The 21,742-nt window shown below is 71.7% G+C and carries 18 protein-coding genes and 2 pseudogenes; 9 read left to right on the forward strand and 11 right to left on the reverse strand.

The genetic code is table 11. The features are described from left to right. Positions 1-585 precede the first annotated feature (585 nt). Entirely contained in the window at positions 586-1,548 is a 963-nt protein-coding gene (locus tag ACZ4VI_RS20415; RefSeq protein WP_468000974.1) for a 2-hydroxyacid dehydrogenase, read from the reverse strand. Positions 1,549-1,623: 75 nt separating this feature from the next. On the opposite strand from ACZ4VI_RS20415, the gene ACZ4VI_RS20420 reads away from it, so the two are divergent. From ACZ4VI_RS20420 to ACZ4VI_RS20440, 5 genes are all read left to right on the forward strand, one after another. Next, entirely contained in the window at positions 1,624-2,625 is a 1,002-nt protein-coding gene (locus ACZ4VI_RS20420; protein ID WP_468000975.1) for an aldo/keto reductase, read from the forward strand. A gap of 75 nt (positions 2,626-2,700) precedes the next feature. Next, positions 2,701-3,789 (forward strand): PQQ-dependent sugar dehydrogenase, encoded by a 1,089-nt coding sequence (locus ACZ4VI_RS20425; protein ID WP_468000977.1) that lies wholly within the window; start codon positions 2,701-2,703, stop codon positions 3,787-3,789. A gap of 77 nt (positions 3,790-3,866) precedes the next feature. Beyond that, positions 3,867-4,463 carry an alpha/beta fold hydrolase gene (locus ACZ4VI_RS20430; RefSeq protein WP_468000979.1) on the forward strand — a complete coding sequence of 199 codons (597 nt, stop codon included), beginning with the start codon at positions 3,867-3,869 and terminating at the stop codon, positions 4,461-4,463. Between the two features lie 76 nt (positions 4,464-4,539). Then, a complete protein-coding gene (locus tag ACZ4VI_RS20435; protein ID WP_468000981.1) occupies positions 4,540-5,427 on the forward strand; it encodes a PhzF family phenazine biosynthesis protein in 888 nt (295 codons plus the stop codon). A 31-nt stretch (positions 5,428-5,458) separates the two neighbouring features. Further along, positions 5,459-5,674 (forward strand): DUF6191 domain-containing protein, encoded by a 216-nt coding sequence (locus ACZ4VI_RS20440; RefSeq protein WP_468000983.1) that lies wholly within the window; start codon positions 5,459-5,461, stop codon positions 5,672-5,674. Here the strand turns inward: ACZ4VI_RS20440 and ACZ4VI_RS20445 are convergent. Both ACZ4VI_RS20445 and ACZ4VI_RS20450 read right to left on the reverse strand, forming a co-directional pair. Then, a complete protein-coding gene (locus tag ACZ4VI_RS20445) occupies positions 5,671-8,706 on the reverse strand; it encodes a helix-turn-helix transcriptional regulator (protein WP_468001158.1) in 3,036 nt (1,011 codons plus the stop codon). The two genes, ACZ4VI_RS20440 and ACZ4VI_RS20445, sit on opposite strands and share 4 nt — an antisense overlap. A gap of 33 nt (positions 8,707-8,739) precedes the next feature. Then, positions 8,740-8,922 carry a hypothetical protein gene (locus tag ACZ4VI_RS20450; RefSeq protein WP_468000985.1) on the reverse strand — a complete coding sequence of 61 codons (183 nt, stop codon included), beginning with the start codon at positions 8,920-8,922 and terminating at the stop codon, positions 8,740-8,742. A gap of 220 nt (positions 8,923-9,142) precedes the next feature. Between ACZ4VI_RS20450 and lepB the strand changes: the two genes are divergently transcribed. Continuing rightward, on the forward strand, positions 9,143-9,808 hold the full coding sequence (lepB, locus tag ACZ4VI_RS20455) for a signal peptidase I (RefSeq protein ID WP_468000987.1): 666 nt from the start codon (positions 9,143-9,145) through the stop codon (positions 9,806-9,808). A gap of 48 nt (positions 9,809-9,856) precedes the next feature. Here lepB and ACZ4VI_RS20460 read toward each other — a convergent pair whose 3' ends face one another. After that, positions 9,857-10,369 carry a hypothetical protein gene (locus tag ACZ4VI_RS20460; protein ID WP_468000988.1) on the reverse strand — a complete coding sequence of 171 codons (513 nt, stop codon included), beginning with the start codon at positions 10,367-10,369 and terminating at the stop codon, positions 9,857-9,859. 86 nt (positions 10,370-10,455) lie between these two features. Here ACZ4VI_RS20460 and ACZ4VI_RS20465 point away from each other — a divergent pair, with 86 nt between their 5' ends. Next, a complete protein-coding gene (locus tag ACZ4VI_RS20465) occupies positions 10,456-11,700 on the forward strand; it encodes a PP2C family protein-serine/threonine phosphatase (RefSeq protein ID WP_468000990.1) in 1,245 nt (414 codons plus the stop codon). A 73-nt stretch (positions 11,701-11,773) separates the two neighbouring features. Here the strand turns inward: ACZ4VI_RS20465 and ACZ4VI_RS20470 are convergent, their stop codons facing one another. The 6 genes and pseudogenes from ACZ4VI_RS20470 to ACZ4VI_RS20495 all read right to left on the reverse strand — a co-directional run bounded on the left by ACZ4VI_RS20470 (position 11,774) and on the right by ACZ4VI_RS20495 (position 19,541). After that, positions 11,774-14,002 (reverse strand): MMPL family transporter, encoded by a 2,229-nt coding sequence (locus ACZ4VI_RS20470; protein WP_468000992.1) that lies wholly within the window; start codon positions 14,000-14,002, stop codon positions 11,774-11,776. A 193-nt stretch (positions 14,003-14,195) separates the two neighbouring features. After that, the gene (locus tag ACZ4VI_RS20475; RefSeq protein ID WP_468001160.1) at positions 14,196-16,286 is read right to left on the reverse strand and encodes a phosphocholine-specific phospholipase C; all 2,091 of its coding nucleotides are present in this window, start codon (positions 16,284-16,286) and stop codon (positions 14,196-14,198) included. A gap of 167 nt (positions 16,287-16,453) precedes the next feature. Further along, positions 16,454-17,974: a diguanylate cyclase domain-containing protein gene (locus tag ACZ4VI_RS20480; protein ID WP_468001162.1), complete on the reverse strand. Its 1,521-nt coding sequence runs from the start codon at positions 17,972-17,974 to the stop codon at positions 16,454-16,456. Positions 17,975-18,112: 138 nt separating this feature from the next. Continuing rightward, positions 18,113-18,742 (reverse strand): annotated as a pseudogene (locus tag ACZ4VI_RS20485) (caspase, EACC1-associated type); the annotation flags it as partial. After that, positions 18,739-19,125, reverse strand: coding sequence for an effector-associated constant component EACC1 (locus tag ACZ4VI_RS20490; protein ID WP_468000994.1), 387 nt, complete (start codon positions 19,123-19,125; stop codon positions 18,739-18,741). The pseudogene ACZ4VI_RS20485 and the gene ACZ4VI_RS20490, both read right to left, overlap by 4 nt. Then, on the reverse strand, positions 19,122-19,541 hold the full coding sequence (locus tag ACZ4VI_RS20495; RefSeq protein ID WP_468000996.1) for an ATP-binding protein: 420 nt from the start codon (positions 19,539-19,541) through the stop codon (positions 19,122-19,124). The genes ACZ4VI_RS20490 and ACZ4VI_RS20495 overlap by 4 nt, the downstream gene beginning before the upstream one ends. A gap of 112 nt (positions 19,542-19,653) precedes the next feature. On the opposite strand from ACZ4VI_RS20495, the gene ACZ4VI_RS20500 reads away from it, so the two are divergent. Then, on the forward strand, positions 19,654-20,481 hold the full coding sequence (locus ACZ4VI_RS20500; RefSeq protein WP_468000997.1) for a helix-turn-helix domain-containing protein: 828 nt from the start codon (positions 19,654-19,656) through the stop codon (positions 20,479-20,481). Continuing rightward, positions 20,478-20,728: pseudogene (locus ACZ4VI_RS20505) on the forward strand (DUF397 domain-containing protein). Before ACZ4VI_RS20500 ends, ACZ4VI_RS20505 begins: the two are co-directional and overlap by 4 nt. Here ACZ4VI_RS20505 and ACZ4VI_RS20510 read toward each other — a convergent pair. Continuing rightward, positions 20,725-21,723, reverse strand: coding sequence for an ArsR/SmtB family transcription factor (locus ACZ4VI_RS20510; RefSeq protein WP_468000999.1), 999 nt, complete (start codon positions 21,721-21,723; stop codon positions 20,725-20,727). The pseudogene ACZ4VI_RS20505 and the gene ACZ4VI_RS20510 overlap by 4 nt on opposite strands. Positions 21,724-21,742: the final 19 nt, after the last annotated feature.

A 21,742-nucleotide genomic window follows, 5' to 3' on the forward strand; every position in this document is an offset into this window, starting at 1 on the left:
CGTCGGGGCCTGCGGCACCGGGACCCGCGGAGTCGCGGACGTCCGGGCCGGCGGCTGGGCGTGCGGCGGTCGGGTCTGAGGCGGCAGGACCCTGGATGTCCAGGCCTGGGATGCCTGGGCCCGGGACGTCGGGGCCTGGGGTGTCCGGGCCCGGGGCGCCGCGGCCCTGGGCATCCGGGTCTGAGTCGCCTCGGCTCGGGGCGTCGGGGCCTGGTGTGCCCCGGGCCTGGACGGTGTCCGCCTCGGTGCGTCGGTCGGCCTGGGCGGGGAGGCCGGTGGAGCCGGTCGGCCTGGGGAGGAGGGCGCCCTGCGTGGGCGGCCCGGCGTCGTCGCGCGCGAGGGTCGTCGACGGCGGCCCCGCCGCGTCGGATCGTCGGTCCATCGGCCGTACATCACCCGTCGCCCCCCTCGGAATCTGGTGACCCGTCACTTCGCTCCCCAGCGTCAGCCCGTACTCGACGCAGCCCCCCGCTCCGGGACGATACACCAGGACCGTCACTCAGGGACAGGGGTGCTGTACTCTCTGTGACGGCCTGGGGGCTCGCGGCGGGCGCACCGAGGGGGCGCGCGGCACGACAGCGCGGCTCAGGTGGTCAGGACCACGTTCGCCAGCCGCTCCCCCGCCGCGAACCGGGTGAGCTGGGCGGCGATCAGCCGCTTCGCCCGTGGCATGAACGCCGAAGTGGAACCGCCGACATGGGGACTCACCAGAACACCGGGAGCGTGCCACAGCGGGTGCCCCGGCGGCAGCGGTTCGGGGTCGGTGACGTCCAGCGCGGCGGTGATCCGCCCGCTCTCGACCTCCTTGAGCAGCGCGGCGGTGTCCACCACGGGACCGCGGGCCACGTTCACAAGAAGGGCGCCGTCCTTCATCCGGCCGAGAAACCCCGCGTCGGCGAGGTGCCGGGTCTCGGGCGTGAGCGGAGTGGAGAGCACGACCACGTCCGCCTCCGGCAGCAGGGCGGGCAACTCCGCGAGGGCCCGCACCGACCCGCGCTCCGTGGTGCGTGCGGAGCGCGCGACGCGCACCACCCGCGCGCACTCGAATGGCGCGAGCCGGTCCTCGATGGCGGCGCCGATCGATCCGTACCCCACGATCAGCACGGACTTGTCGGCGAGGGCCGGATAGAAGCCGCCCAGCCACTCCTCCTTGTCCTGGCCGCGCACGAACTGGGGGATCCCGCGCAGCGAGGCGAGGATCAGGGCGAGGGTGAGTTCGGCGGTGCTTGCCTCGTGGACGCCCTTGGCGTTGCACAGTTCGACGCCCGGGGGCAGTGAGCCGAGTCCGGGCGTCACATGGTCGGTGCCCGCCGAGAGGGTCTGCACGGCGCGGACCGAGGTCATCGCGGCGAGCGGCCGGACGGCGATCTCCGTGCCCTTCATGTACGGGACGACGTAGAAGGCGCAGCGCGCCGGGTCGGCGGGGAAATCGGGACCGCCGTCCCAGAAGCGGTAGTTCAGCCCCGACGCGCCCGGGTCGGGAAGCCCTTCGATCTCGTCCGCGGGAATCGGAAGCCACACGTCAGCGGTCGTGTCATCGAGTGTCATGACCGGGAGGCTATGCGAAGAATCCCGCGCTCCATTGGTTACTTTGGGGGACGGCACAGGGAGGGGTACCGGCAGGTGGAGCGCAGGAGTATCGGGGCGGCGGCGCTCGACGTGGGGGCGGTCGGCCTGGGCTGTATGCCGATGAACTGGGCCTACAGCGGCTCGCAGCAGCGCGGGGACCGGTCGCTGCGCACGGTGCACGCGGCGCTTGACGCCGGGGTGAGTCTGCTCGACACCGCCGATATGTACGGGCCGTTCACCAACGAGCTGTTGGTGGGGCGGGCGTTGAAGGAACGCCGGGCCGAGGCGTTCGTGTCGACGAAGTGCGGTCTTCTCGTGGGCGACCAGCATGTGGTGGCCAACGGCCGGCCCGGGTACGTACGGCGGGCGTGCGACGCGTCGCTGCGACGGCTCCAGACGGAGGTGATCGACCTCTACCAGCTGCACCGGGCGGACCCGGAGGTGCCGGTCGAGGAGACCTGGGGCGCGATGGCCGAGCTGGTGTCGGCGGGCAAGGTGCGGGCGCTCGGGTTCTGCGCGGTGGGGGCACGGATGGCTCGGCGCGGGACCGTGGCCGATGTGTATGAGGGAACGATCCGGCAGTTGGAGCGGGTCCAGCAGGTCTTCCCGGTGAGCGCGGTGGAGGCCGAGCTGTCGGTGTGGTCCCCGGAGGCGTTGCTGCGGCTGCTGCCGTGGTGCGAGGCGCGGGGTGTGGGGTTCCTGGCCGCGATGCCGCTGGGGAACGGGTTCCTGACCGGGACGCTGACGCCGGGTGGCGGCTTCGAGCCGGACGACCCGCGGGCCCGGCATCCTCGTTTCACGGCCGAGATGATGGCGGCGAACCAGCCGCTGGTGGCGGGGCTGCGGCGGGTGGCGGCCCGGCACGGCGAGGACGTCACTCCGGCGCAGGTGGCGCTGGCGTGGGCGCTGGCGCAGGGGCCGCATGTGGTGCCGATCCCGGGGACGAAGCGGGAGCGCTGGGCGGTGGAGAACGCGCGGGCGGCGGAGCTGGTGCTGACGGCCGCCGATCTGGCGGAGATCGCGCGGCTGCCGGCGCCGCGGGGGTCGTGGGACTGAGTGAGCCGGTCGGGAACCTGATCGGGCTGGGCGGTGTATCAAGGGTAGTGATCGCCGCTGGAAGGGATCGGGACCGTGGGCCGAGCTTTTGTGGGAGCCGTATGGGCCGCCGCCGTGCTGGGGCTGCTGACCGGGTGCGCGTCGGGCGGGGGCGGGTCTCCGTCCCCACCCGCGACGGAGTCGCGGAGCGCGCAGGCCGCCGTGCGCGTCGCGGGGACGCTCACCGAGAATCTGGAGTCGCCGTGGGGCGTGGCCGCGCTGCCGGACGGTGACCTCCTCGTCGCCTCGCGCGACGAGCGCACGATCACCCGGGTCGACGCGGAGACCGGGAGAAAGACGCCGCTCGGAGAGGTGCCCGGGGTGGTTCCGGGCGGTGAGGGCGGGCTGCTCGGCCTGGCCGTGCGGGACGGCCGGGTGTACGCGTACTTCACGGCGGAGTCGGACAACCGCATCGTACGCATGCCGTACGGAGGCGGGGCCGCGGACCGGCTGGGGCCGCCCGAGGTGGTCCTCTCGGGCATCCCGAAGGGGACTTTCCACAACGGCGGGCGGATCGCGTTCGGCCCGGACGGGATGCTGTACGCGGGGACGGGCGAGCGGGGCGAGAAGGGGCTCGCGCAGAGCGTGGAGTCGCTGGGCGGCAAGATCCTGCGGATGACGCCGGAGGGGAAGCCGGCGCCCGGCAATCCGTTCCCCGGCTCGGTGGTCTATTCGTACGGTCACCGCAATGTGCAGGGCCTGGCCTGGGACGCGGACGGGCGGCTGTGGGCGGCCGAGTTCGGCCAGAACACCTGGGACGAGCTGAATCTGATCAAGGCCGGGAAGAACTACGGCTGGCCGAAGGTCGAGGGCGCGGCGGACGTGTCCGACTTCGTGGACCCGGTGGCCCAGTGGAAGACGGCGGAGGCCTCCCCGAGCGGTATCGCGTACGCGGAGGGCGCGATCTGGATGGCGGGTCTGAGAGGCGAGCGCCTGTGGCGGATCCCGCTGTCCGGAGCGGAACGCTCCGGGGACCCCGAGGCGTTCCTCGTGGAGGAGTACGGCCGCCTGCGCACGGTCCTGGCGGCGGGCGACGGCCGACTCTGGCTGACCACAAGCGAAACCGACACCCGGGGCACACCCGGCCCCGGCGACGACAAGATCCTCCGGTTGGAGGTGAGCTAGCCCAGGCCGTCTCGTTCAGATCACCGGATCGCGACTCAAGCCGCTCCCACTGATCAGCTCGCTAGTAGCCTGCGGCCATGCCCGATCCCTCCCCCTTCGCCATGCCCACGCGCTTCGACGGTGCCCCTGACCGTGTCGCAGTCGTCGTTCCAGGCGTCGGTTACTCGCCCGCCAGGCCGCTGCTGCACTTCGCTCGTGGCGTGCTCCTCCAGCACGGCTGGACGGTCCAGGAGCTGTGGTGGCAGATCCCAGACGACTTCTCGCAGTTCACCGTGGACGACCGGATCGCGTGGGTGGAGCGGCAAGTCACCCAGGCCATCGACGCCGAGGCAGGGGCCTGTCGCCTCCTCGTCGGCAAGTCCTTGGGCTCACTCGCCTGCGGCATCGCAGCCGAGCGCAACATCGCAGCAGCCTGGCTCACTCCTCTCCTGACCATCGATCATGTGGCCCGTGCTCTCCAGCGAGCCCAAGCGCCGACCCTCCTCATCGGCGGTATCGCCGACAAGCTGTGGGATTCACAGATCGCCGAGTCCCTACGCCATGACGTCCTGGAAGTCCCCTCAGCGGATCACGCACTGGAGCTCGCGGACGACGCCACGGGGTCCGTTGACGTATTGCGGCAAGTCGTCTCACGCCTTGACCGCTTCATCGGCTCTCTCGGGCCGACTCCCTGAGGGCGACACCGTCCTCATGCCCGGCTCCACCGGTGCCGCGGGGAACCACCTTGGGGCTTCGCGCCGTTGACCCGGTATGAACTCCGTACGGGAAACCCCCGAGGTCCTGCGTTACACCGCCTTCTCCGACGATCCCGAGGGAGGCAATCCCGCCGGAATCGTTCTCGACGCCACGGGCCTGAGCGACGAGGAGATGCTGGCGATCGCCGCCGAAGTCGGCTACAGCGAGAGCGCGTTCCTGACGGGGCCGTTCGAGGGAGCCGGCTCCGGCGCGGCGGGTGGCGGGCGGGCGTATGCCATCCGGTACTTCAGCCCCAAGGCGGAGGTGCCCTTCTGCGGTCACGCCACCGTCGCGACGGCCGTGGCCCTCGGTGAGCGCATCGGCCCCGGCGACCTGGTGTTCAGCACGCGTGCCGGGACCGTGCCGGTCACCGTGACGCGGGAGGGCGGGGCGCTGCGGGCCACGCTCACGAGCGTCGAGCCGCACGTCGAGGAGGTCGCGGCCGCGGACCTGGCAGAGGCGCTCGCCGCGCTCGACTGGCCGGCCGGCGACCTCGATCCCGCCCTGCCTCCCCGCATCGCCTTCGCGGGCGCCCGCCATCTGGTCCTGGCCGCCGCGACCCGAGAGCGCCTGGCCCGCCTGGCGTACGACTTCGCCCGCCTGGAGGCCCTGATGCACCGGCTCGACCTGACGACGGTGCAGTTGGTCTGGCGCGCCTCTACGGACGTCTTCCACGTCCGCGACCCGTTCCCGGTGGGCGGTGTGGTGGAGGACCCGGCAACCGGGGCGGCGGCCGCCGCCTTCGGCGCGTACGCCCGTGAGCTCGGACTCGTGCCCGAGGCGACGGTCCTCACCCTCCACCAGGGGGAGGACATGGGGCGTCCCGGCGTCCTGACGGTGGAACTGCGGGCGGGCGACCGGCGGATCAGGGTCGGCGGCGCAGGGACCCGCATCCCGGACTGATCCGAACGACACCCAGAGGGGGCCGAAGACGATGTTCAACCCGTTCGAGGAGCTGTTCGCACCAGGCCACAAGCACACCGAGGACGAGCGGCAGCGGCTCGCGCTGACGCGGGAGGACCAGGGTGACGCGGACCCCGGGCAGGGGCCGATCGATCTCAATTCGGGCTACGTGACGATACGCGTTCCAGGTCCGGTGGCCCGCGACGACGAGGACGAGAGCGGGGACGACGAGGAGGGGGGTTCCTAGGGGGTCGGGTCCAGGAGGCGGAGGCGGTGGGCGAGGGCGGCCGCCTCGCCGCGGCCGGAGACGCCCAGTTTGGCGAGGATGTTGGAGACGTGGACGCTCGCCGTCTTCGGGGAGATGAAGAGCTCCTCCGCGATCTGGCGGTTGGTGCGGCCGACGGCGACCAGGCGCAGGACGCCCTGCTCCCGGGGGGTCAGGCCGAAGGCGTCTTCGCCCGGCTCCGGTTCCGGGGTGCGGTCCGGGGCGGTCAGCGGGAGACGGGCGCGGGCGGCCAGGAGTTCGACGTCCTCGCGGAGCGGGTGTGCGCCGAGGCGGACGGCCGTGGCGTGGGCCTCCCGGAGCAGCGCGGCGGCCTCGTCGCGCCGGCCGCCCTCGGCCAGGAGGGCGTCGGCGAGGCGGTGCCGGGCGAGTGCCAGGAGGTGGGGGCGCTCCAGCGGCTCGTAGGCGGCGACGGTCTCCGTCCAGCGGTCGACCGGGCGGCGGCCCTCGGCGCGGTCCAGCTCCGCCGAGGTGTGCAGGGCGTACGCCTCCCAGACGGGCGCCGGGGTCGCCATCCCCCGGACGCAGCGGCGGAGCAGGGCGAGGGTCTCCGCGCGGCCCTCCTCCGCGGCGGGCAGGCCGAGCGCGTCGGCCTCGGCGGTCGCGGCGGCAAGGAGCAGCGGCCAGCCCTCGCGGTGGGTCCCGGGCGGGAAGCCGGTCTCCGCGGCGGCGGCGAGCACGGCCCGTACGTCCTGGATCCGGCCGCCGGCGGCCGCGATGCTCAGCTCGACCTGGCGTGTCGGAACGGTGTACTGCGGCATCGGATCAGCTTCGCCGAAGTGCTCGCGCGCCACGGCCAGTTGAGCGACGGCGGTGGTCAGCTCGCCCCGGGCGACGGCCAGTTGGGCGAGGCGCAGGGCGGCGGAGCCCCGCGGCTTGGAGCCGCTCCCGGCGTGCTCCAGCCACTCGCAGTTGCGCTGCGCCTCCTCCCAGAGCCCGAGGGAGAGCTGCGACTCCGCCAGGTTGCCGCGGATCCAGCCCTGGCTGTCGAGGAGTCCGTAGGTGCGGGTGAGCCGGACGCCGCCTTCGGCGACGTCGACGGCCTCCCGGGAGCGGCCGAGGTTCTCCAGGACGTGGGCGAGGTTGATGTGGGCGCGCGCGCACTCGTGGTGGAGGCCGAGGGTACGGGTGCGGTCGATCGTCTCGTACAGGCCGGCGAGTCCGGCCTCGCGGTCGCCGGCGTTGACCTGGAGGGTGCCCAGGGTGATGAGAGCGCCGAGTTCGATGGCCTCGTCCTTGACGAGACGGGCGTACTCGACGGCCCGCTCGGCGGCGGCGAGGCTTTCGGGTCCGGGCTTGTGGAGCATGCCCCAGCCGGCGGCCCCCACGAGGATGCGGGCGTGGACGGCGGACGGCGGGAGGCCCTTGACGAGTTCCTGCGCCTTCGCGATCTCGGCCCAGCCGTCGGAGCGGCCGAGGCCGGAGACGATGCGGGACCGCTCGCACCAGAACCAGGCGGCCCGCAGCGGGTCGCGCTCGCCGCCGTCCTCGGCGGAGTCCAGGAGCCGCAGCGCCATCTTGCCGATCTTCAGGGCGCGTTCGCGTGCGCCGCTGAACCGGGCGGCGATGGCGGCCTCCGCGAGGAGGTCGAGATAGCGCAGCGGGGCGGTGGCGGGATCGCAGCCGCACGCGGGGTAGGCCTCGACGTAGTCCATCGGCCGCAGCGAGTCGCGGACCTCGGCGGGCACCTCGTCCCACAGCTCCATGGCCCGTTCGAGGAGCCGCAGTTGCTCGGCGTAGGCGTAGCGCTTGCGGGTCTCGACGGAGGCGCGCAGCACGGCCGGCAGCGCCTTGGCGGGGTCGTGGGCGTGGTACCAGTAGGTGGCGGTCCGGGTCGCGCGTTCCTCGGCGCGGACGAGGGACGGGTCGGCCTCCAGGGCCTCGGCGTAGCGGCGGTTGAGGCGGGAGCGCTCGCCGGGCAGCAGGTCGTCGCTGACGGCCTCGCGGACCAGGGAGTGCCGGAAACGGTAGCCGTCGCCGTCGGGGACTGCGAGCAGGATGTTGGCGCCGACGGCGGCCCGGAGCGCTTCGATGAGGTCGTCCTCGGAGAGCCGGGCGACGGCGGCGAGCAGCGCCCACTCGACGGTGGAGCCGCCCTCGGCGACGATCCTGGCCACCCGCTGGGCGTCCTCGGGGAGCGCCTCGACCCGTACGAGCAGCAGATCGCGCAGGGAGTCGCTGAGGGAGCCGGGGGCGCAGCCCGCCTCGTGGGAGACGACGAGCTCCTCGACGAAGAAGGCGTTGCCGTCGGAGCGGTCGAAGACCTCGTCGACGAGGGCGGCGTCGGGTTCGGCGGCGAGGATGCCGGTGAGCTGGCGGCGTACTTCGGCGCGGGTGAAGCGGGCGAGTTCGATGCGCCGGATGGTCCGCAGCCGGTCCAGTTCGGCCAGGAGGGGGCGCATCGGGTGGCGGCGGTGGATGTCGTCGGAGCGGTAGGTGGCGACGACGACGATCCTGCCGCGGCGCAGGGTACGGAAGAGGTAGGCGAGGAGGTGCCGGGTGGACGCGTCGGCCCAGTGCAGGTCCTCCAGGACGAGCACGATCGTACGGTCGGCGGCGAGGCGCTCCAGGAGCCGTACGGTCAGCTCGAAGAGGCGGGCGGTGGAGTCCTCGTGGGAGGGCTCGTGGCTGCCGACGTCGCCGAGTTCGGGGAGGAGCCGGGCGAGTTCGCCCTCCTGGCCGGCCGCGGCGGCGGCCAGCTCGTCCGGGAGCCGGCGGCTCAGCCCGCGCAGGGCCGTGGAGAAGGGCGCGAACGGCAGTCCGTCCGCGCCGACTTCGACACAGCCTCCGACGGCGACGTACGCGCCGCGCTCGCAAGCCGCGGCGACGAACTCCTCGATGAGCCGCGTCTTTCCGACGCCCGCCTCGCCGCCGACGAGCAGAGCCTGGGGCTCTCCGTCGGTGGCGCGGGCGAGGGCGTCGGTGAGGGCGGCGAGTTCACCGGCGCGGCCGACGAACACGGGGCTGACTGACCTGGTCTCCACGGCGCCGAGCATCGCACAGACGTCCGGGATCGTGGCCATAAGGGGTCACGCGGCCCGGACGAAGCGACCGCGCTGTACCCTCACCCACCCCTCGGAATCATGCTCTTCGGACCGGGCGGCGGCCTTCGCGGCCCGCCGCGCCTTGACGGCCTGACGGGACAGTCGCTGGGCGGCGGCCTCACGGACGAGCTCGGAGTGGTGCAGTCGGTTCAGTTCGTACGCGAACATCTTGTTCTCCCTGGTGGGCTCGCTGGTGTCGGTATCGCTCCTTGCGATGCCTCTACTCTCGTCGCCCAGGGGGTGCGGCCACATCGGGCGAGTGCCGCATGTTCGGGGTACGGGGGCCTTAGGCGGGCATCGCCGCTGCCTTAGACAGCTGCCTTGGACATAGGGGCGCCGGCACACGCCGATAGGGTGCGGGCCGGGAACTGCCGGGAGGGGCTGAGGGATGAGACCGGGACGAGGACTGTGGATCACGGGGCTGGTGCTGGTGCCCCTGGGGGTGCTGCTCCTGTCGGTGACGTGGTGGATCGGTGACTCCGCCTTCGGAGGCCACCGCGTCGGTTCCGATGCCATGCGGCCTACGTACGAGCAGGGCGACCGCGTCTTCACGAAGAAGATCGACGGCACCGAGGTCCGTCGCGGCGACGTGGTCTTCTACTCCCTGCCTGGGCACTACGCGGACACGGATCTCGTCTTCAAGCGCGTCATCGGGGTCGGCGGCGACCGGGTGAGCTGTGACGGGCGCCAAGTGCTGGTGAACGGCGAGCCGTTGCGCGAGACGTACGTCGCCGGGGGCGACCCCGTCGGTGACGGCAAGACCTACGACGTGAGGGTGCCGGAAGGCCGGCTCTTCGTGATGGGCGACAACCGGGTCAACTCCCGTGACTCCCGCTCCTTCCTGTCGGACGGACAGAGCGGCACGATCCCTGCGGACGCGGTCCGCGAGCGGGCGCTCGACGGCGCGGGCGTCGCGATCACGATGGCCGCCCTCATGGTCGGCGGGTTCGTCCTCGCTCTCATCGGGTTCGGCTGTGGCCTGGCCGGCTGTCTGACCATGCGGCGAGCCCTGCGGACGGGACCGACGCCCGCGACGCCGTACGTCTTCCGTTGACGCCAGAGGCCCCCGACCTGACGGTCGGGGGCCTCGCACCTGTGGGCCTCAGGGCGCGGTCGGGAGGCTCAGGAAGAGGTCGAAGTACATGCCCGCCGACAGGAACATGCCGAGGGCGCCCAGGACGGCGCCGGCGAGGGCCACGGCGCGGATCCAGGTGGGGCGCTGCGGGCGGACGAGGACGAGCACGGCGATGATCAGGGCGAGGAACGCGAAGATGCCGTTGACGAGGGCGGTGGTGTGCCAGGCGTCGCCGTAGATCTCGTTGATCTGCTGGGCCGCGCTGCCGCCCTGGGCCTTGATCTGGCCGATGAGCGTCTCGCGCTCGCTGCTGACCTTGCCCACCCAGGTGCCGGTGAGGGCGGCGAGCCCGAGGGCGGTGGAGACGACGGCGGCGGCACCCGCGCCGATACCGTCACCGGCCTCAGCGGGAGCGAGGGGAGCCTCCTCGCTCTCCTCCAGGGCGTCCAGCTCGTCGAGCTCGTCAACCAGCTCGACATCCTCAGCCACCTCGGCCGTCTCGTCGGCCTCGGCAGTCGTCTTCTCAGTCTTGATAGTCATGCGCCGCACGCTAGGTGCCGCTCATGAGAGCCGTCTTAAGACGGCGACCTCCAGCTGACAGGTGCAGCCCGGTGCCCACTGGGACAATGCGAGATGTGGAACCGAACATTGACTACAAGGCGTTGTTCGCGGCCACGCCCAGTCCGTATCTGGTGCTGGGTCCCGACCTGGTGATCGTCGACGTCAATGAGGCGTACCTGCGTGCCACGGGCCGGACGAGGCAGGACCTGGTCGGCCAGTACCTGTTCGACGCCTTCCCGGACAATCCCGCGGATGCGAGCGCGGACGGGGTACGGAACCTGGATGCGTCGCTGCGCCGTGTCCTGCAGTCGAGGCTGCCGGACACGATGGCCGTGCAGAAGTACGACATCCCCGTCATGTCCCGGCCCGGGGGGTTCGAGGAGCGGTGGTGGTCGCCGATCAACACCCCCGTGCTGGGCCCGGACGGGCAGGTGGCGTGGATCATTCACCGGGTGGAGGACGTGACCGAGTTCGTCCGCTCCCGACCGCCCGGGCCGACACCAGGGCCGCTGGGCACGCGAGAAGTGGTGGAGGCCGAGCTGTACGCGCGGGCGCGGGAACTGCAGCAGCTGAACGAGGAACTGCGCCACGCGCACGCCCGGGAACGCACGGTCGCCCTCACCCTGCAGGAGGCCATGCTGCACTCGCCCGACCTGGACCGGCACCAGGATGTCGCGGTGCGCTACCTGCCCGCGGTCGGGTCGCTGAACGTCTGCGGCGACTGGTTCGACGTCGTGGATCTGCCCGGCGACTCCTTCGGCGCCGCAGTCGGCGACGTCGTCGGCCACGGCCTGGAAGCCGCCGCGGTCATGGGCATGCTCCGCAGCGCACTGAGCGCCGCCGTCCGAACCCTCCCCGAGCCGGCGAAGTCATTGGAGGTCCTGGGCCTGTACGCCCGCTCGGTCGAAGGCGCACTGGCCACTACCGTCGTACAGGCCGTGATCGACACCCGCCACCGGCGGATCTCCTACAGCAGCGCCGGCCACCCCCCACCCGTTCTGCTCCACCCCGACGGCACATGCGACCTGCTGGACCAGGCCACCGACCCGCCGCTGGGCGCCCGCCCCGAACACGTCCCCCGCCCGGAGGCCGCCCTGCCCTACACCCCCGGCGACACCCTCGTGCTGTACACGGACGGGCTCATCGAACGCCGCGACGAGGACATCGACGCCGGCCTGCACCGGCTCACGGACGCCCTCGCCCGCCATGCCCGCCTGGGCCCCCACCGCCTCGCCGATGCCCTGCTGGCCCGCCTCGGCGTGGCCGGCGGCGCCCGGGACGACATCGCCCTGATCATCGTGCGGCTCTGACAGGCGTCACAGCCTGCCCGTTAAAGGGAGCGAACGACTGTCCGTGCGGGCGAACCGAGTCGGGCCCCGTTCCTCAGGGCGCCTTCTCCTCGACCGCCGGAACCGTCACACGCTGAGCGGGGATCTTCGCGCGGGCGTCCGCGGCCTCGCGGCTCTCGGGAGGTTCGATGCTGATCCGGGGCATGCGGCGGTCGAGCCACTTCGGCAGCCACCAGTTCGCCCCGCCGAGCATGTGCATGAGGGCCGGTACGAGCAGGGTCCGCAGGACGAAGGCGTCCAGGGCGACCGCCGCCGCCAGCGCGATGCCGAACATCGCGACGACCCGGTCGCCGGAGAGCACGAAGGCGAGGAAGACGGAGATCATGATGACCGCCGCGGAGTTGATCACCCGGCTGGTCTCGGCGAGCCCGACCCGGACCGCCCGCCGGTTGTCCCCGGTCTCCAGCCACTCCTCGTACATCCGGCTGACCAGGAAGACCTGGTAGTCCATGGAGAGCCCGAAGAGCACCGACACCATGATGACCGGCAGGAAGGGTTCGATCGGGCCCGCGCTGCCGAGCCCGAGCAGCTCGCTCCCCCAACCCCACTGGAAGACCGCGACGACGATCCCGAAGGCCGAGGCGACGGCCGCCACGTTCATCAGCGCGGCCTTCAGCGGGATGCCGAGGGACCGGAAGGCGACGAGCAGCAGCAGACAGCCGAGCGCGATGACGACGCCCACGAAGAGCGGCAGCTTGCCGACGATGATCTCGGCGAAGTCGTCGTACGAGGCGGTGACGCCGCCCACGTGCACATCGAGCGACGTGCCGTGCTCGGCCGCGGGCAGCACGTCCGCGCGCAGCCGGTCGACCAGCTCGCTCGTCTCCTTCGACTGCGGCGAGGAGTCCGGTACGACGGTCAGGACGGCGGTGTCCCCCGTGCTGTTGTACGTGACCGGGGAGACGGACTCGACACCGCGGGTGTGCGCCAGCTCGGCCGGCAGCTCGCCGAGCGCGACACGGTCGTCGGCGCCGTCGATCTCGGCGACGAGGGTGAGCGGCCCGTTGACACCGGGCCCGAAGCCGTCGGCCAGCAGGTCGTACGCCTGCCGGGTGGTCGCCGTGGCGGGTCCGTTGCCCTGGTCGGAGGTGCCGAGGTGGAGCGAGAAGGTCGGCAGCGCGAGGACCAGCATGACGACGGCGGCGACCGCACCGAGCAGCTTGGGATGGCGCTCGACGAAGGCGGACCAGCGGGCCGCGAAGCCGGTCGGCAGCTCGGGCTGCGGCCCGTGCTCGGCGAGCTGCCGCCGCTCACGGCGCGACAGTGCGCGCATCCCGATGAGGGAGAGCAGCGCGGGCAGCAGCGTGACGGACGCGGCGACGGTGAGCACCACCGTCAGCGAGGCGGCGATGGCGACGCCGTTGAGGAAGCTGAGCCGCAGGATGAGCATGCCGAGCAGCGCGATACAGACGGTCGCGCCCGCGAAGACGACGGCGCGGCCGGTGGTCGCGACGGCGATCTGCGCGGATTCGGGGACCGAGAGTCCGCGTTTGAGGCCCTTGCGGTGGCGGGTGACGATGAAGAGCGCGTAGTCGATGCCGACGCCGAGGCCGATGAGCATGCCCAGCATGGGGGCGAAGTCGGCGACCGTCATGACATGGCCGAGGAGCGCGATCCCGGAGTATGCGATGCCGACGCTGACGAGCGCGGTGGCGATGGGGAGCGCGGAGGCGGCGAGCGAGCCGAAGGCGAGGAAGAGAACGAGGGCCGCGACGACGACGCCGACGGCCTCGGCGACATGGCCGCCGGGGGCCTCGGTGAGGGCGACGGCGCTGCCGCCGAGCTCGACCCGGACGTTCTCGTCGGCGGCGGAGCGGGCCGTGTCGACAAGCGCTTGGGCCTGGGACTCCGGGATGTCGTCGGCCTGCTCGTGGAAGGTGACGGCCGCGAAGGCGGTGCGACCGTCCTCGCTGATCTGCGCCTGGGCGGCGGGCCGGGAGTCGTACGGGGAGACGACGGACGCGACGCCGGGCAGTTCGGCGACCTCGTCGAGCATGTCGGTCATGCGCTGCTCGACGCCAGTGGCCCGGACGCTGCCCTTGTCGGTGTGCCAGACGATGGTGTCGCTGTCGCCGCCGGCGCCGGGGAAGCCCTTGTCGAGGAGGGCGGTGGCGCGGCCGGACTCGGTGCCGGGGACCTCGTAGTCGTTGGAGTACGCGTTGCCGGCGACCGATGCTCCGGCGACGGCTCCGCCGAGGGCGATGAGCCAGAGCAGTACGGCGACGAGGCGGTGCTTGATGCACCACCGTGCGATGGCTGCCAAAGGACGGGCTCCCTGGTGGGTGGTTCGTGGATCTTTACCGGGGAACAGCCCGAAAAGAACGCATGACCTACGTCAGGCCACTGTCGCAGCCCAATAAGATCAATTGCCCCTTTCGTGTCGATACTCACAGCGATGCGCGGAAGCGCAGGCCTTTGTGCCTGTGCTCCCGCGCACGTGCCGTGTACGGGGTGTCTCAGCCGGAGACGCTCGCCCGCCCGTTCTCGATGTGCCCCATGAGCCGCCGGCGGAAGCCGCCCGGGGCGGTCACCTCGACGTCGTACCAGCCGTGCGCGTCGGCGGCCGAGTGCACGAGGGTACGGCTCTTGCCAGGCTTCACCGTGACCGTGCGGGTCCAGTCGCGCAGGTCGTCCTCGTCGACGTAACCGAGCGGCCGGATCGTGAAGGCGACGGGCGCCTTGCCGGTGTTACGGACGGTGAGATGCAGGTCACGGTCGTGATGGTCGATGTACGAGGCCAGTTCGGCACCGCCCGCCGCCGGGCCCTCGAACTCGCGGCGGAAGCCGTTCGGGCCCGTGATCGTGAAGCGGTAATGATCACGCGTAAGGGGGACCCTCCATTGCGCCGTGCCCCTTACATCCCGGTGCTGGGGGACGGCGAACTCGCCGGCGTACGGGTAGAGCGCGAAGTGCGCGGAGGCCTTCCCCGTGTTCTTGAGGTCGACCGTGAGCGCACCACCGATCGCGCCACCGTCGATCCGGGCCTGCGCGTCCGGCTGGTACGGCAGCGGGCGGGCCGGCCGGGTGCCCGGCTCCTGGACCGGCATCCGCTGCACCAGCGGGGGCTGCGGCCGCCAGCGGCCGGAGAACGGCGGGATCGGGCCGGGCTCCTCGACGTCGGGCTGCCGGTGGGCGCGCCGGAAGTCGAAGGCGGAGGTCAGGTCGCCGGTGACGGCGCGCCGCCACGGGGTGATGTTGGGCTCCTGGATGCCGGTGAGCTGCTCCAGGAAGCGGATGACCGAGGTGTGGTCGAAGGTCTCGGAGCAGACGTAGCCGCCGAGCGACCAGGGCGAGACGACGAGCAGCGGGACGCGGATGCCGAGGCCGGTGGGCAGGCCCTTCCAGCGCTCGTCCGTGTTGTCGGCGGGCGGGACGGGCGGCGGCACGTGGTCGAAGAAGCCGTCGTTCTCGTCGTAGTTGATCAGGACGACGGTGTGGCGCCAGACGTCCGGGTGCGAGCCGAGGGCGTCGAGCACCTTGTAGACGAGGGAGGCGGAGGCGATCGGCGAGGAGGAGCCGGGGTGCTCGGAGTCGATAGCGGACGGCACGAGGTACGAGACCTCGGGCAGCGTCCCGGCGGCCACGTCGGCGCGGAAGGCGTCGGCGAGCTTCCCGGTCTCGACGCGGCGCAGTCCGCGCTCGAAGAGCGAGCGCTCGGCGTCGGTGAGCGTGGCGACGCCGTCCTCGAGGGCGGCGAGGAGACGGGCGCGCTCGGCGGGGTCCTCCGTGTCGCGGACGGCGGCGTAGAAGGACTCCATGAAGGTGTGCCCGCCGGTGGGGGCGAGGGCCTTGCGGGCGATCTTCTTGAAGGAGGTGAAGAACTCGATGTTGTTGTCGGTGAAGTTCTCCCACTCCGCGTACGTCTTCCAGGTCCGCCCTGCCGCTTCGAGACGCTCGGCGTAGGTGGGCCAGGAGTAGCCGGGGTGGGTGCCCTCGGCGTACGCGGCGTTGGTGACGGCGCGGGCTCCGTCGGCCTCGTAGCCGGTCCAGCCGGACCAGAGGTGGTTGCGGTTGGGGCTCGTCGAGGTGTGGATGGACGAGTGGTAGGCGTCGCAGATGGTGAAGGTGTCGGCGAGCTCGTAGTGGAGCGGGAGGTCCTGGCGGTCGTAGTACGCCATGGTCGCCGCGGTCTTGGCGGAGACCCAGCCGTCCATCCACCCGTCGTGCCAGGCCTTGGCACCGCCGCCCCACGAGTGGTCGAGGTCGCCGATGTACTGAAGGTCCTTCTTCTGGGTCTCGGCGGCGCCCCGGATCGGGAACGGCAGCACGGTCCGGCCGAGGGCGGCCGGCTGCTCGAACACGGGCTTGCCGGACGGCAGCTCGATCGCGTTGCGGTCGCCGAAGCCGCGGACGCCGCGGAGGGTGCCGAAGTAGTGGTCGAAGGAACGGTTCTCCTGCATGAGGATCACCACGTGCCGCACGGCCGACATGCCCCCGGCCGGCGGCCCCGCGGCGATCGCCTCCTGCAACGACGGCGGCAGCAGCGAGCCCGCCGCGGCGACGCCGAGCGCGCCTCCGCCCAGGGCGAGGAGCCTCCTGCGGGACATCCGGGACATCTCGGTGGACAAGACCGACCTCCAGTCGACGGCCAATGGTTCGCCTTCGAGCCATTGGGTGGTACGCGGGGGACGGTAGTGAGGGCGGGTGACGGGGGGAAGACCCGGCGAGGACGCGGTGGTGAACGTCCCGTCAGGTCGCAGTGGTGAACGTCCCGTCAGCTCGCGCGCAGCACCTTCCTTCCGTGCAGCAGCTCCTTCGAGCGGCGGAGGAGCTGGTCGGCGGAGGTGGTTCCGCAGGTCGCCCAGCAGAGGACGCCCGTCGCGTCGAGCGAGACCCCGCCGAAGGTGCCGCCGCCGTCGACCGGGCGCCGGACGCACTCCCTCAGCCGGGCGGCCAGCGTCTCGGCCCTCGTGGCGTCGAGGTCGTGGGCGAGGACGAGGAACTCGTCGCCGCGGATACGGGCGAGGTCCCCGTCCTCGTCCCATGACGCGAGCTCCCTCCGGAGCCTCTGCGCGATCTCGATCAGGACGGCGTCGCCGGCCGCGAGCCCGTGCCGGGCGTTGTACGCCTTGAAGGCGTCGATGCCGAGATGCAGCACCGCCAGAGTGGAGCGTCGGCCGGTCGGCAACCCCTTGTGCCGGTGCGGATAGTAGGTGAGCGACTCGGGCTCCCTCTCGGCCTTGGCCGCGGTCGCGCCCTCCTGCTTACCGCACAGCTGACGCCCCAGCCGGAGCCGCAGCTCGGACTCGGTCAGCAGGCCGGTGAGTTCGTCACGGCTCGCCCGCTCCTCCAGTGCGAACTCGCGGCGCTTGCGCTCCTCGATGTCCACGACGTGAGTCAGGAGGAAACGCGGCCCGTCCGAGGCATCGGCGACGACGGAGTGGGACAGCGACACCCAGACATAGGTGCCGTCGCGGCGGGCGAGCCGCAACTCGGCACGCCCGCCCTCGGCCGAGGTGGTCAGCAGGACGCCGGCCTCCTCGGGGTGCACGAGGTCGGCGAGGGAGTACTGCCGCAGAACGGAGGCGGACCGGCCGAGGAGGCGGCACAGGGCGTCGTTCGTCCGCAGCACACGGCCGTGCTGCTCGCCGCCCATCTCGGCAATGGCCATACCGGCCGGCGCGTACTCGAACGCCTCCCGGAACGACTCCTCGCTGGCGCGCAGGGCCTGCTGCTCGCGCTCAAGCCGCACCAGCGCCCGCTGCATGTTCGCCCGCAGGCGCGCGTTGCTGATGGCGATCGCGGAGTGGAAGGCGTAGGTGCGCAGCGCCTCGCGGCTCTCGACACCCGGGCGACGGCCGTCACCCGGCCTGTCGACGGAGATCACGCCAAGCAGCTCACCCACGGGCGAGTACATCGGCGCGAAGAGCCGGTCCTCGGGATGCCACCCACCCTCCTGCTCGGGCACGGGGCCTTCGGTGTGCCACTGCGGTACGTCGTCGTCGTTGAGTACCCAGCCTTCCGTGTACGGGATGAACCGCAGGCCCTCCCAGTCCTCGCCCATCGTCAGCCGCCGGTCCCAGGAGGCACGGGAGCCCACCCGGCCGGCGATCAGCGCTTCGGCGGCGGGACTGCCGGCCAGCGCGGCGACGACGAGGTCTCCGTCGGGCCGGACGAGGTTGACGGCCGCCAGCTCGTAGCCGAACCCGGAGACGGCGGCGTCGGCGATGGCCTGCAGCGTGTCGGCCAGACTGCGGGCCGTGTAGATCTCGGCGACCGCCTGGTCGGTCCGCAGGGGCGCCGGCGCCTGGGACGCGCCGGTGACGAGGGCCGGCTCGGGCGGCGGGGTGTAGGCGGCGTTACGGATGAAGGGCGCCTGTCCCAGCTGGTTACGGCACAGCCGGTGCGGCTCCGGGCGGTCGCGGGTGACCAGCCGCGTGCGGAGCCGGGTGAAGATCGTGTCGAGGTCCAGATACTCGGGCCCGCCCGGAACACCCTCCTGCATCAGCGTGACCAGCTCGCCGGTGAAGGCGGTGAGCGGCTCACCCGGCGGCGAGAGCGCCACGGCCGTCTCGGCGGCGGCCGCAAGCAGGTAGGTGCCGTCCACCTCCAGGGCGGCGGCAGCGGACTGGACCCCGAAGGCCCGCGCGCTGTAGCAGCAGTCGAGGACGACGATCCGGCGCATGGCCGCGCTCTTCTCGACCGGCCAGCGGATCCACTCGTAGGGCGTGGCGGTGTCGTGGACCGACGCGGGATCGCTCGTCTCGGTGGCCAGGTGCAGTTTCCCGGTACGCGGATCGAGCAGGCCGTGCCCCGCGTAGTAGACGAGCAGCGTGTCGGTGGCCGCGTCGACCGCTTCCTGGACGGCCCTCGACAGGTCGCGGGGAATGGACGGGTTCGTCACCACGGTCACGTGACCGGGCGGCAGATTCCACGTCGCCGTGAATAGGTCGCGCAGCAGGGCGAGGTTGCCCGCCACGGCGGGCAGGCCGTCCAGGGAGGTGAACTCGCTCGCGCCGATGAGGAGGACACGCGTCCCGGCCGGATCGGGCAGTTCGGTCAAGACGCGGTGTCGTTCTGCTCGGTGGCGTTCTGCTCGGTGTCGCCCAGGAGCCGGCGCATCAGCTTCTCCGACTCCTCCAGGGACTGCCCACTGATCTCGACGCGCACACCGTCCGGTCGCTGCACGACGAGCGTCGGCGGCTTGGGCCGGGTGCCCCGCCAGGAGGCGATCGCGGCGACCAGCGACGCCGTACTGAGGCCGCTGCTCAGAACGAGGGAGAGGATGTCGATGCCGTCCCCCTGCTGTCCGGGCACGGCCGGGAGCGCGCTGCCCAGCTCGGCCCGTACATGTCGGCGTACGGCCCGGTCGGCTTCCAACCAGGCAGCGAGGGAACGCAGTTCGTCCTCGACCGAGTCACCCTCGCAGCTCAGCATGATCTTCATACCGGCAGCATAGAAGCCGCCCGCCCGGCCCGCTCGAACTCGCACCAGACGATCTTGCCGGGGTTCCGCTCCCCCACACCCCAGCGGTCCGCAAGCGCCGCGACGAGGAGAAGCCCTCGGCCGGACTCGCCGAAGGAGGGTTCCCGTACGGACGGGGTGCCGTCGCCGCTGTCGTGGACCTCGATACGGAGCATGGGGTGCTCGAAGGTCAGGTGGAGGGCGTAGCCGCGGCCCGGTGGGACGCCGTGGAGGAGGGCGTTGGTGGCGAGTTCGCTCACGCACAGGAGTACGTCGTCCGCACGGGCGTCCATCTTCCATTCGGTCAGGACCTTGCGCGTGAAGTCGCGGGCGAGTGAGACGGATCGGCGCTCGCGGCGGAAGAACGCCTGGTGGTGGACGGTGAGTTGGTCGGTCATGGCGCCACGATGACGACTCGCGCCTCATGCGCCCCAGGTGGGGAAGCCGTACAAATTCTTTGTACGGGTAGGAAATGCGTCGGGTACGCACGGGGAGGGGAAGGCAGTGCCCATGCAGCCAGGGAAGAAACCTCGCAAGAAAGTCCCCTCGTGGGAAGTCGTCGGCGCGCTCGTGGGCCTGTACCGGAAGAACGCGGGGATGACGCAGCCCCAGCTGGCGTCGCTCGTGTGCGTCGGGCTCGAGACGCTGGGGTCGATCGAGCAGGGGCGCAGGCCGTTGCGGCGGAAACTCGCTGAAGAGATGGACGAAATCCTCGACACCAAGGGGGCATTGACGGCAGCGGTGGCGAAGGTGCCGCAGCGGGAGCGGTTCCCCGCGTTCGTACAGGAATTCATCGACCTGGAGGCCCAGGCGCTCAGCCTGTACTGGTACGAGAACCAGGTCGTGCCCGGACTGCTCCAGACCCCCGAGTACGCCCGCGCCGTCTTCGACTGCCTCTATCCGCCCATCACGGAGCAGGAGGCGGAGGAACGGCTTCTCGCCCGGATCGACCGGCAGCAGCTCCTCGATCAGAAGCCCTGGCCGCCCATGATGGCCTTCCTCATCAACGAGTCCATCCTGGAGCAGCCCATCGGCGGGAAGGAAGTGCTGCGCGAGCAGATCCGGCACCTGAGGGCCATGGCCGATCTGCCCTTCCTCGTCATCCAGGTCATCCCGAAGAGCCTCACGAAGCACGCGGGACTCGCAGGGCCCATGGTGCTGGTCGAGACTCCCGAGCACGAGCATCTCGCCTACATCGAAGGTCAGCGCGTCAGCTTCCTCATCGAGGATCCCGACGAGGTCGGGATCCTCCAGCAGAAGTATGGAATGCTGCGATCGCAGGCCCTGACGCCGGAGGAAACCAAGGACCTGCTCGATCGTCTGGCAGGAGAGACATGAGCGCAGCAGAACTTTCGTGGTTCAAGTCCAGCTACAGCAGCGACGAGGGCGGCAACTGCCTCGAAGTCGCCTACGACTGGCGCAAGTCCAGCTACACTACAGCAGCGACGAGGGCGGCGCCTGCGTCGAGGTCGCCGCCCACCCCGCCGCCGTCCACGTCCGCGACTCCAAGCTCGCCGGCGTAAGCCCCGTCTTCACCGTCTCCCCCGCCGCCTGGGCCGGCTTCGTCGCCGACGTCGCCTCCTAGGCGGGGATGCGCGGGTTTCCGCCCTCCAGGAGGGCGAGGCCGAGCTCGGTGACCGAGTGGAGCGTCGCGTTGCGGTGGCGTTGGCTGGCGACCAGCGCCGCTTCCCGCAAGGCCGTGATGTGCCGGCTGGCGTTGGGCGCGGTGGTGCCCGCGCGACGGGCGAGCTGGCCCGTGGTCGCGACGCCGTCGGCCAGCGCGGACAGCAGGTTGGCCCTGGTCGGGCCGATGAGGGCCGCGAGCGCCCGCCCCTCCGCCGGATTCACCGCTGGGTTGGCCCAGTTGACGTCGTGTTCGATGGGGCAGACGAGGATCGGCGGCAGTGTCGGGTCCCCGAGCGGTGTCGGGGCGTAGCGGCGGAAGAACGACGGCTGGAGCAGCAGACCACGCCCGGCGAGGTGGAGGTCGAGGTCGACACCGCAGCAATCGATCCTGAGCACCGGATACTCCCAGCGCACCGACGGATGGAGCGTGCTCAAGACCGCGTCCCAGCCGCCCTCCGCGAGCACGATGGAGCGGCGCGACCGGTCGCGGTTCACCTGCGCCCGTATGCGTTCCCAGAACGGACCGAGCACGGCGTCGACGTACTCGTGCGCCGCGTCGGCCAGCCGGCCGATCCCCGCGGACCCTCCCTCCACGAGGTCACGGGACCAGGGCGGCAGCCGCCGCGTGGTGTTCTGCCGTGCGAACTCCCGTAAATCCGCAAGGACTCGATGCGTGGGCGTGGAGCGCAGCGCGTCCACCTGAGCGGCGAGGCCGCCACCGACCGCAGGCGTCAGGAAATCCACCGCGTACCCGACGGGCGGCACGAGCGCCGTCAACATCGCTGTGGCCGCGGGTACTCGGGGCAGCGATTCCCGCAGCCACGGGCCGAGGAGCACGCCCGCGTCCCGTCCGCGCAGCCGCCGCAGGCTGAGCAGCATCTCCCACATCGGGTCGGGCTCGGTCGCGATCCGGATCCGCGCGAGGTCTTCCCCCGTGAAGTGGATACGCAGCACCTCAACCCCTCCCACCAGG

The organism is Streptomyces sp. NPDC029169, assembly GCF_055563935.1.

What these genes read in the sequence shown, in the direction of transcription:
- ACZ4VI_RS20475 (WP_468001160.1), bottom strand. Translation starts at nt 16,286, where the DNA reads ATGTCCCGCAGGAGGCTCCTCGCCCTGGGCGGAGGCGCGCTCGGCGTC.
- ACZ4VI_RS20435 (WP_468000981.1), top strand. Translation starts at nt 4,540, where the DNA reads ATGAACTCCGTACGGGAAACCCCCGAGGTCCTGCGTTACACCGCCTTC.
- ACZ4VI_RS20445 (WP_468001158.1), bottom strand. Translation starts at nt 8,706, where the DNA reads ATGCTCGGCGCCGTGGAGACCAGGTCAGTCAGCCCCGTGTTCGTCGGC.
- ACZ4VI_RS20465 (WP_468000990.1), top strand. Translation starts at nt 10,456, where the DNA reads ATGCGAGATGTGGAACCGAACATTGACTACAAGGCGTTGTTCGCGGCC.
- ACZ4VI_RS20415 (WP_468000974.1), bottom strand. Translation starts at nt 1,548, where the DNA reads ATGACACTCGATGACACGACCGCTGACGTGTGGCTTCCGATTCCCGCG.
- ACZ4VI_RS20460 (WP_468000988.1), bottom strand. Translation starts at nt 10,369, where the DNA reads ATGACTATCAAGACTGAGAAGACGACTGCCGAGGCCGACGAGACGGCC.
- ACZ4VI_RS20450 (WP_468000985.1), bottom strand. Translation starts at nt 8,922, where the DNA reads ATGTTCGCGTACGAACTGAACCGACTGCACCACTCCGAGCTCGTCCGT.
- ACZ4VI_RS20490 (WP_468000994.1), bottom strand. Translation starts at nt 19,125, where the DNA reads ATGAAGATCATGCTGAGCTGCGAGGGTGACTCGGTCGAGGACGAACTG.
- ACZ4VI_RS20440 (WP_468000983.1), top strand. Translation starts at nt 5,459, where the DNA reads ATGTTCAACCCGTTCGAGGAGCTGTTCGCACCAGGCCACAAGCACACC.
- ACZ4VI_RS20495 (WP_468000996.1), bottom strand. Translation starts at nt 19,541, where the DNA reads ATGACCGACCAACTCACCGTCCACCACCAGGCGTTCTTCCGCCGCGAG.
- ACZ4VI_RS20500 (WP_468000997.1), top strand. Translation starts at nt 19,654, where the DNA reads ATGCAGCCAGGGAAGAAACCTCGCAAGAAAGTCCCCTCGTGGGAAGTC.
- lepB (WP_468000987.1), top strand. Translation starts at nt 9,143, where the DNA reads ATGAGACCGGGACGAGGACTGTGGATCACGGGGCTGGTGCTGGTGCCC.
- ACZ4VI_RS20430 (WP_468000979.1), top strand. Translation starts at nt 3,867, where the DNA reads ATGCCCGATCCCTCCCCCTTCGCCATGCCCACGCGCTTCGACGGTGCC.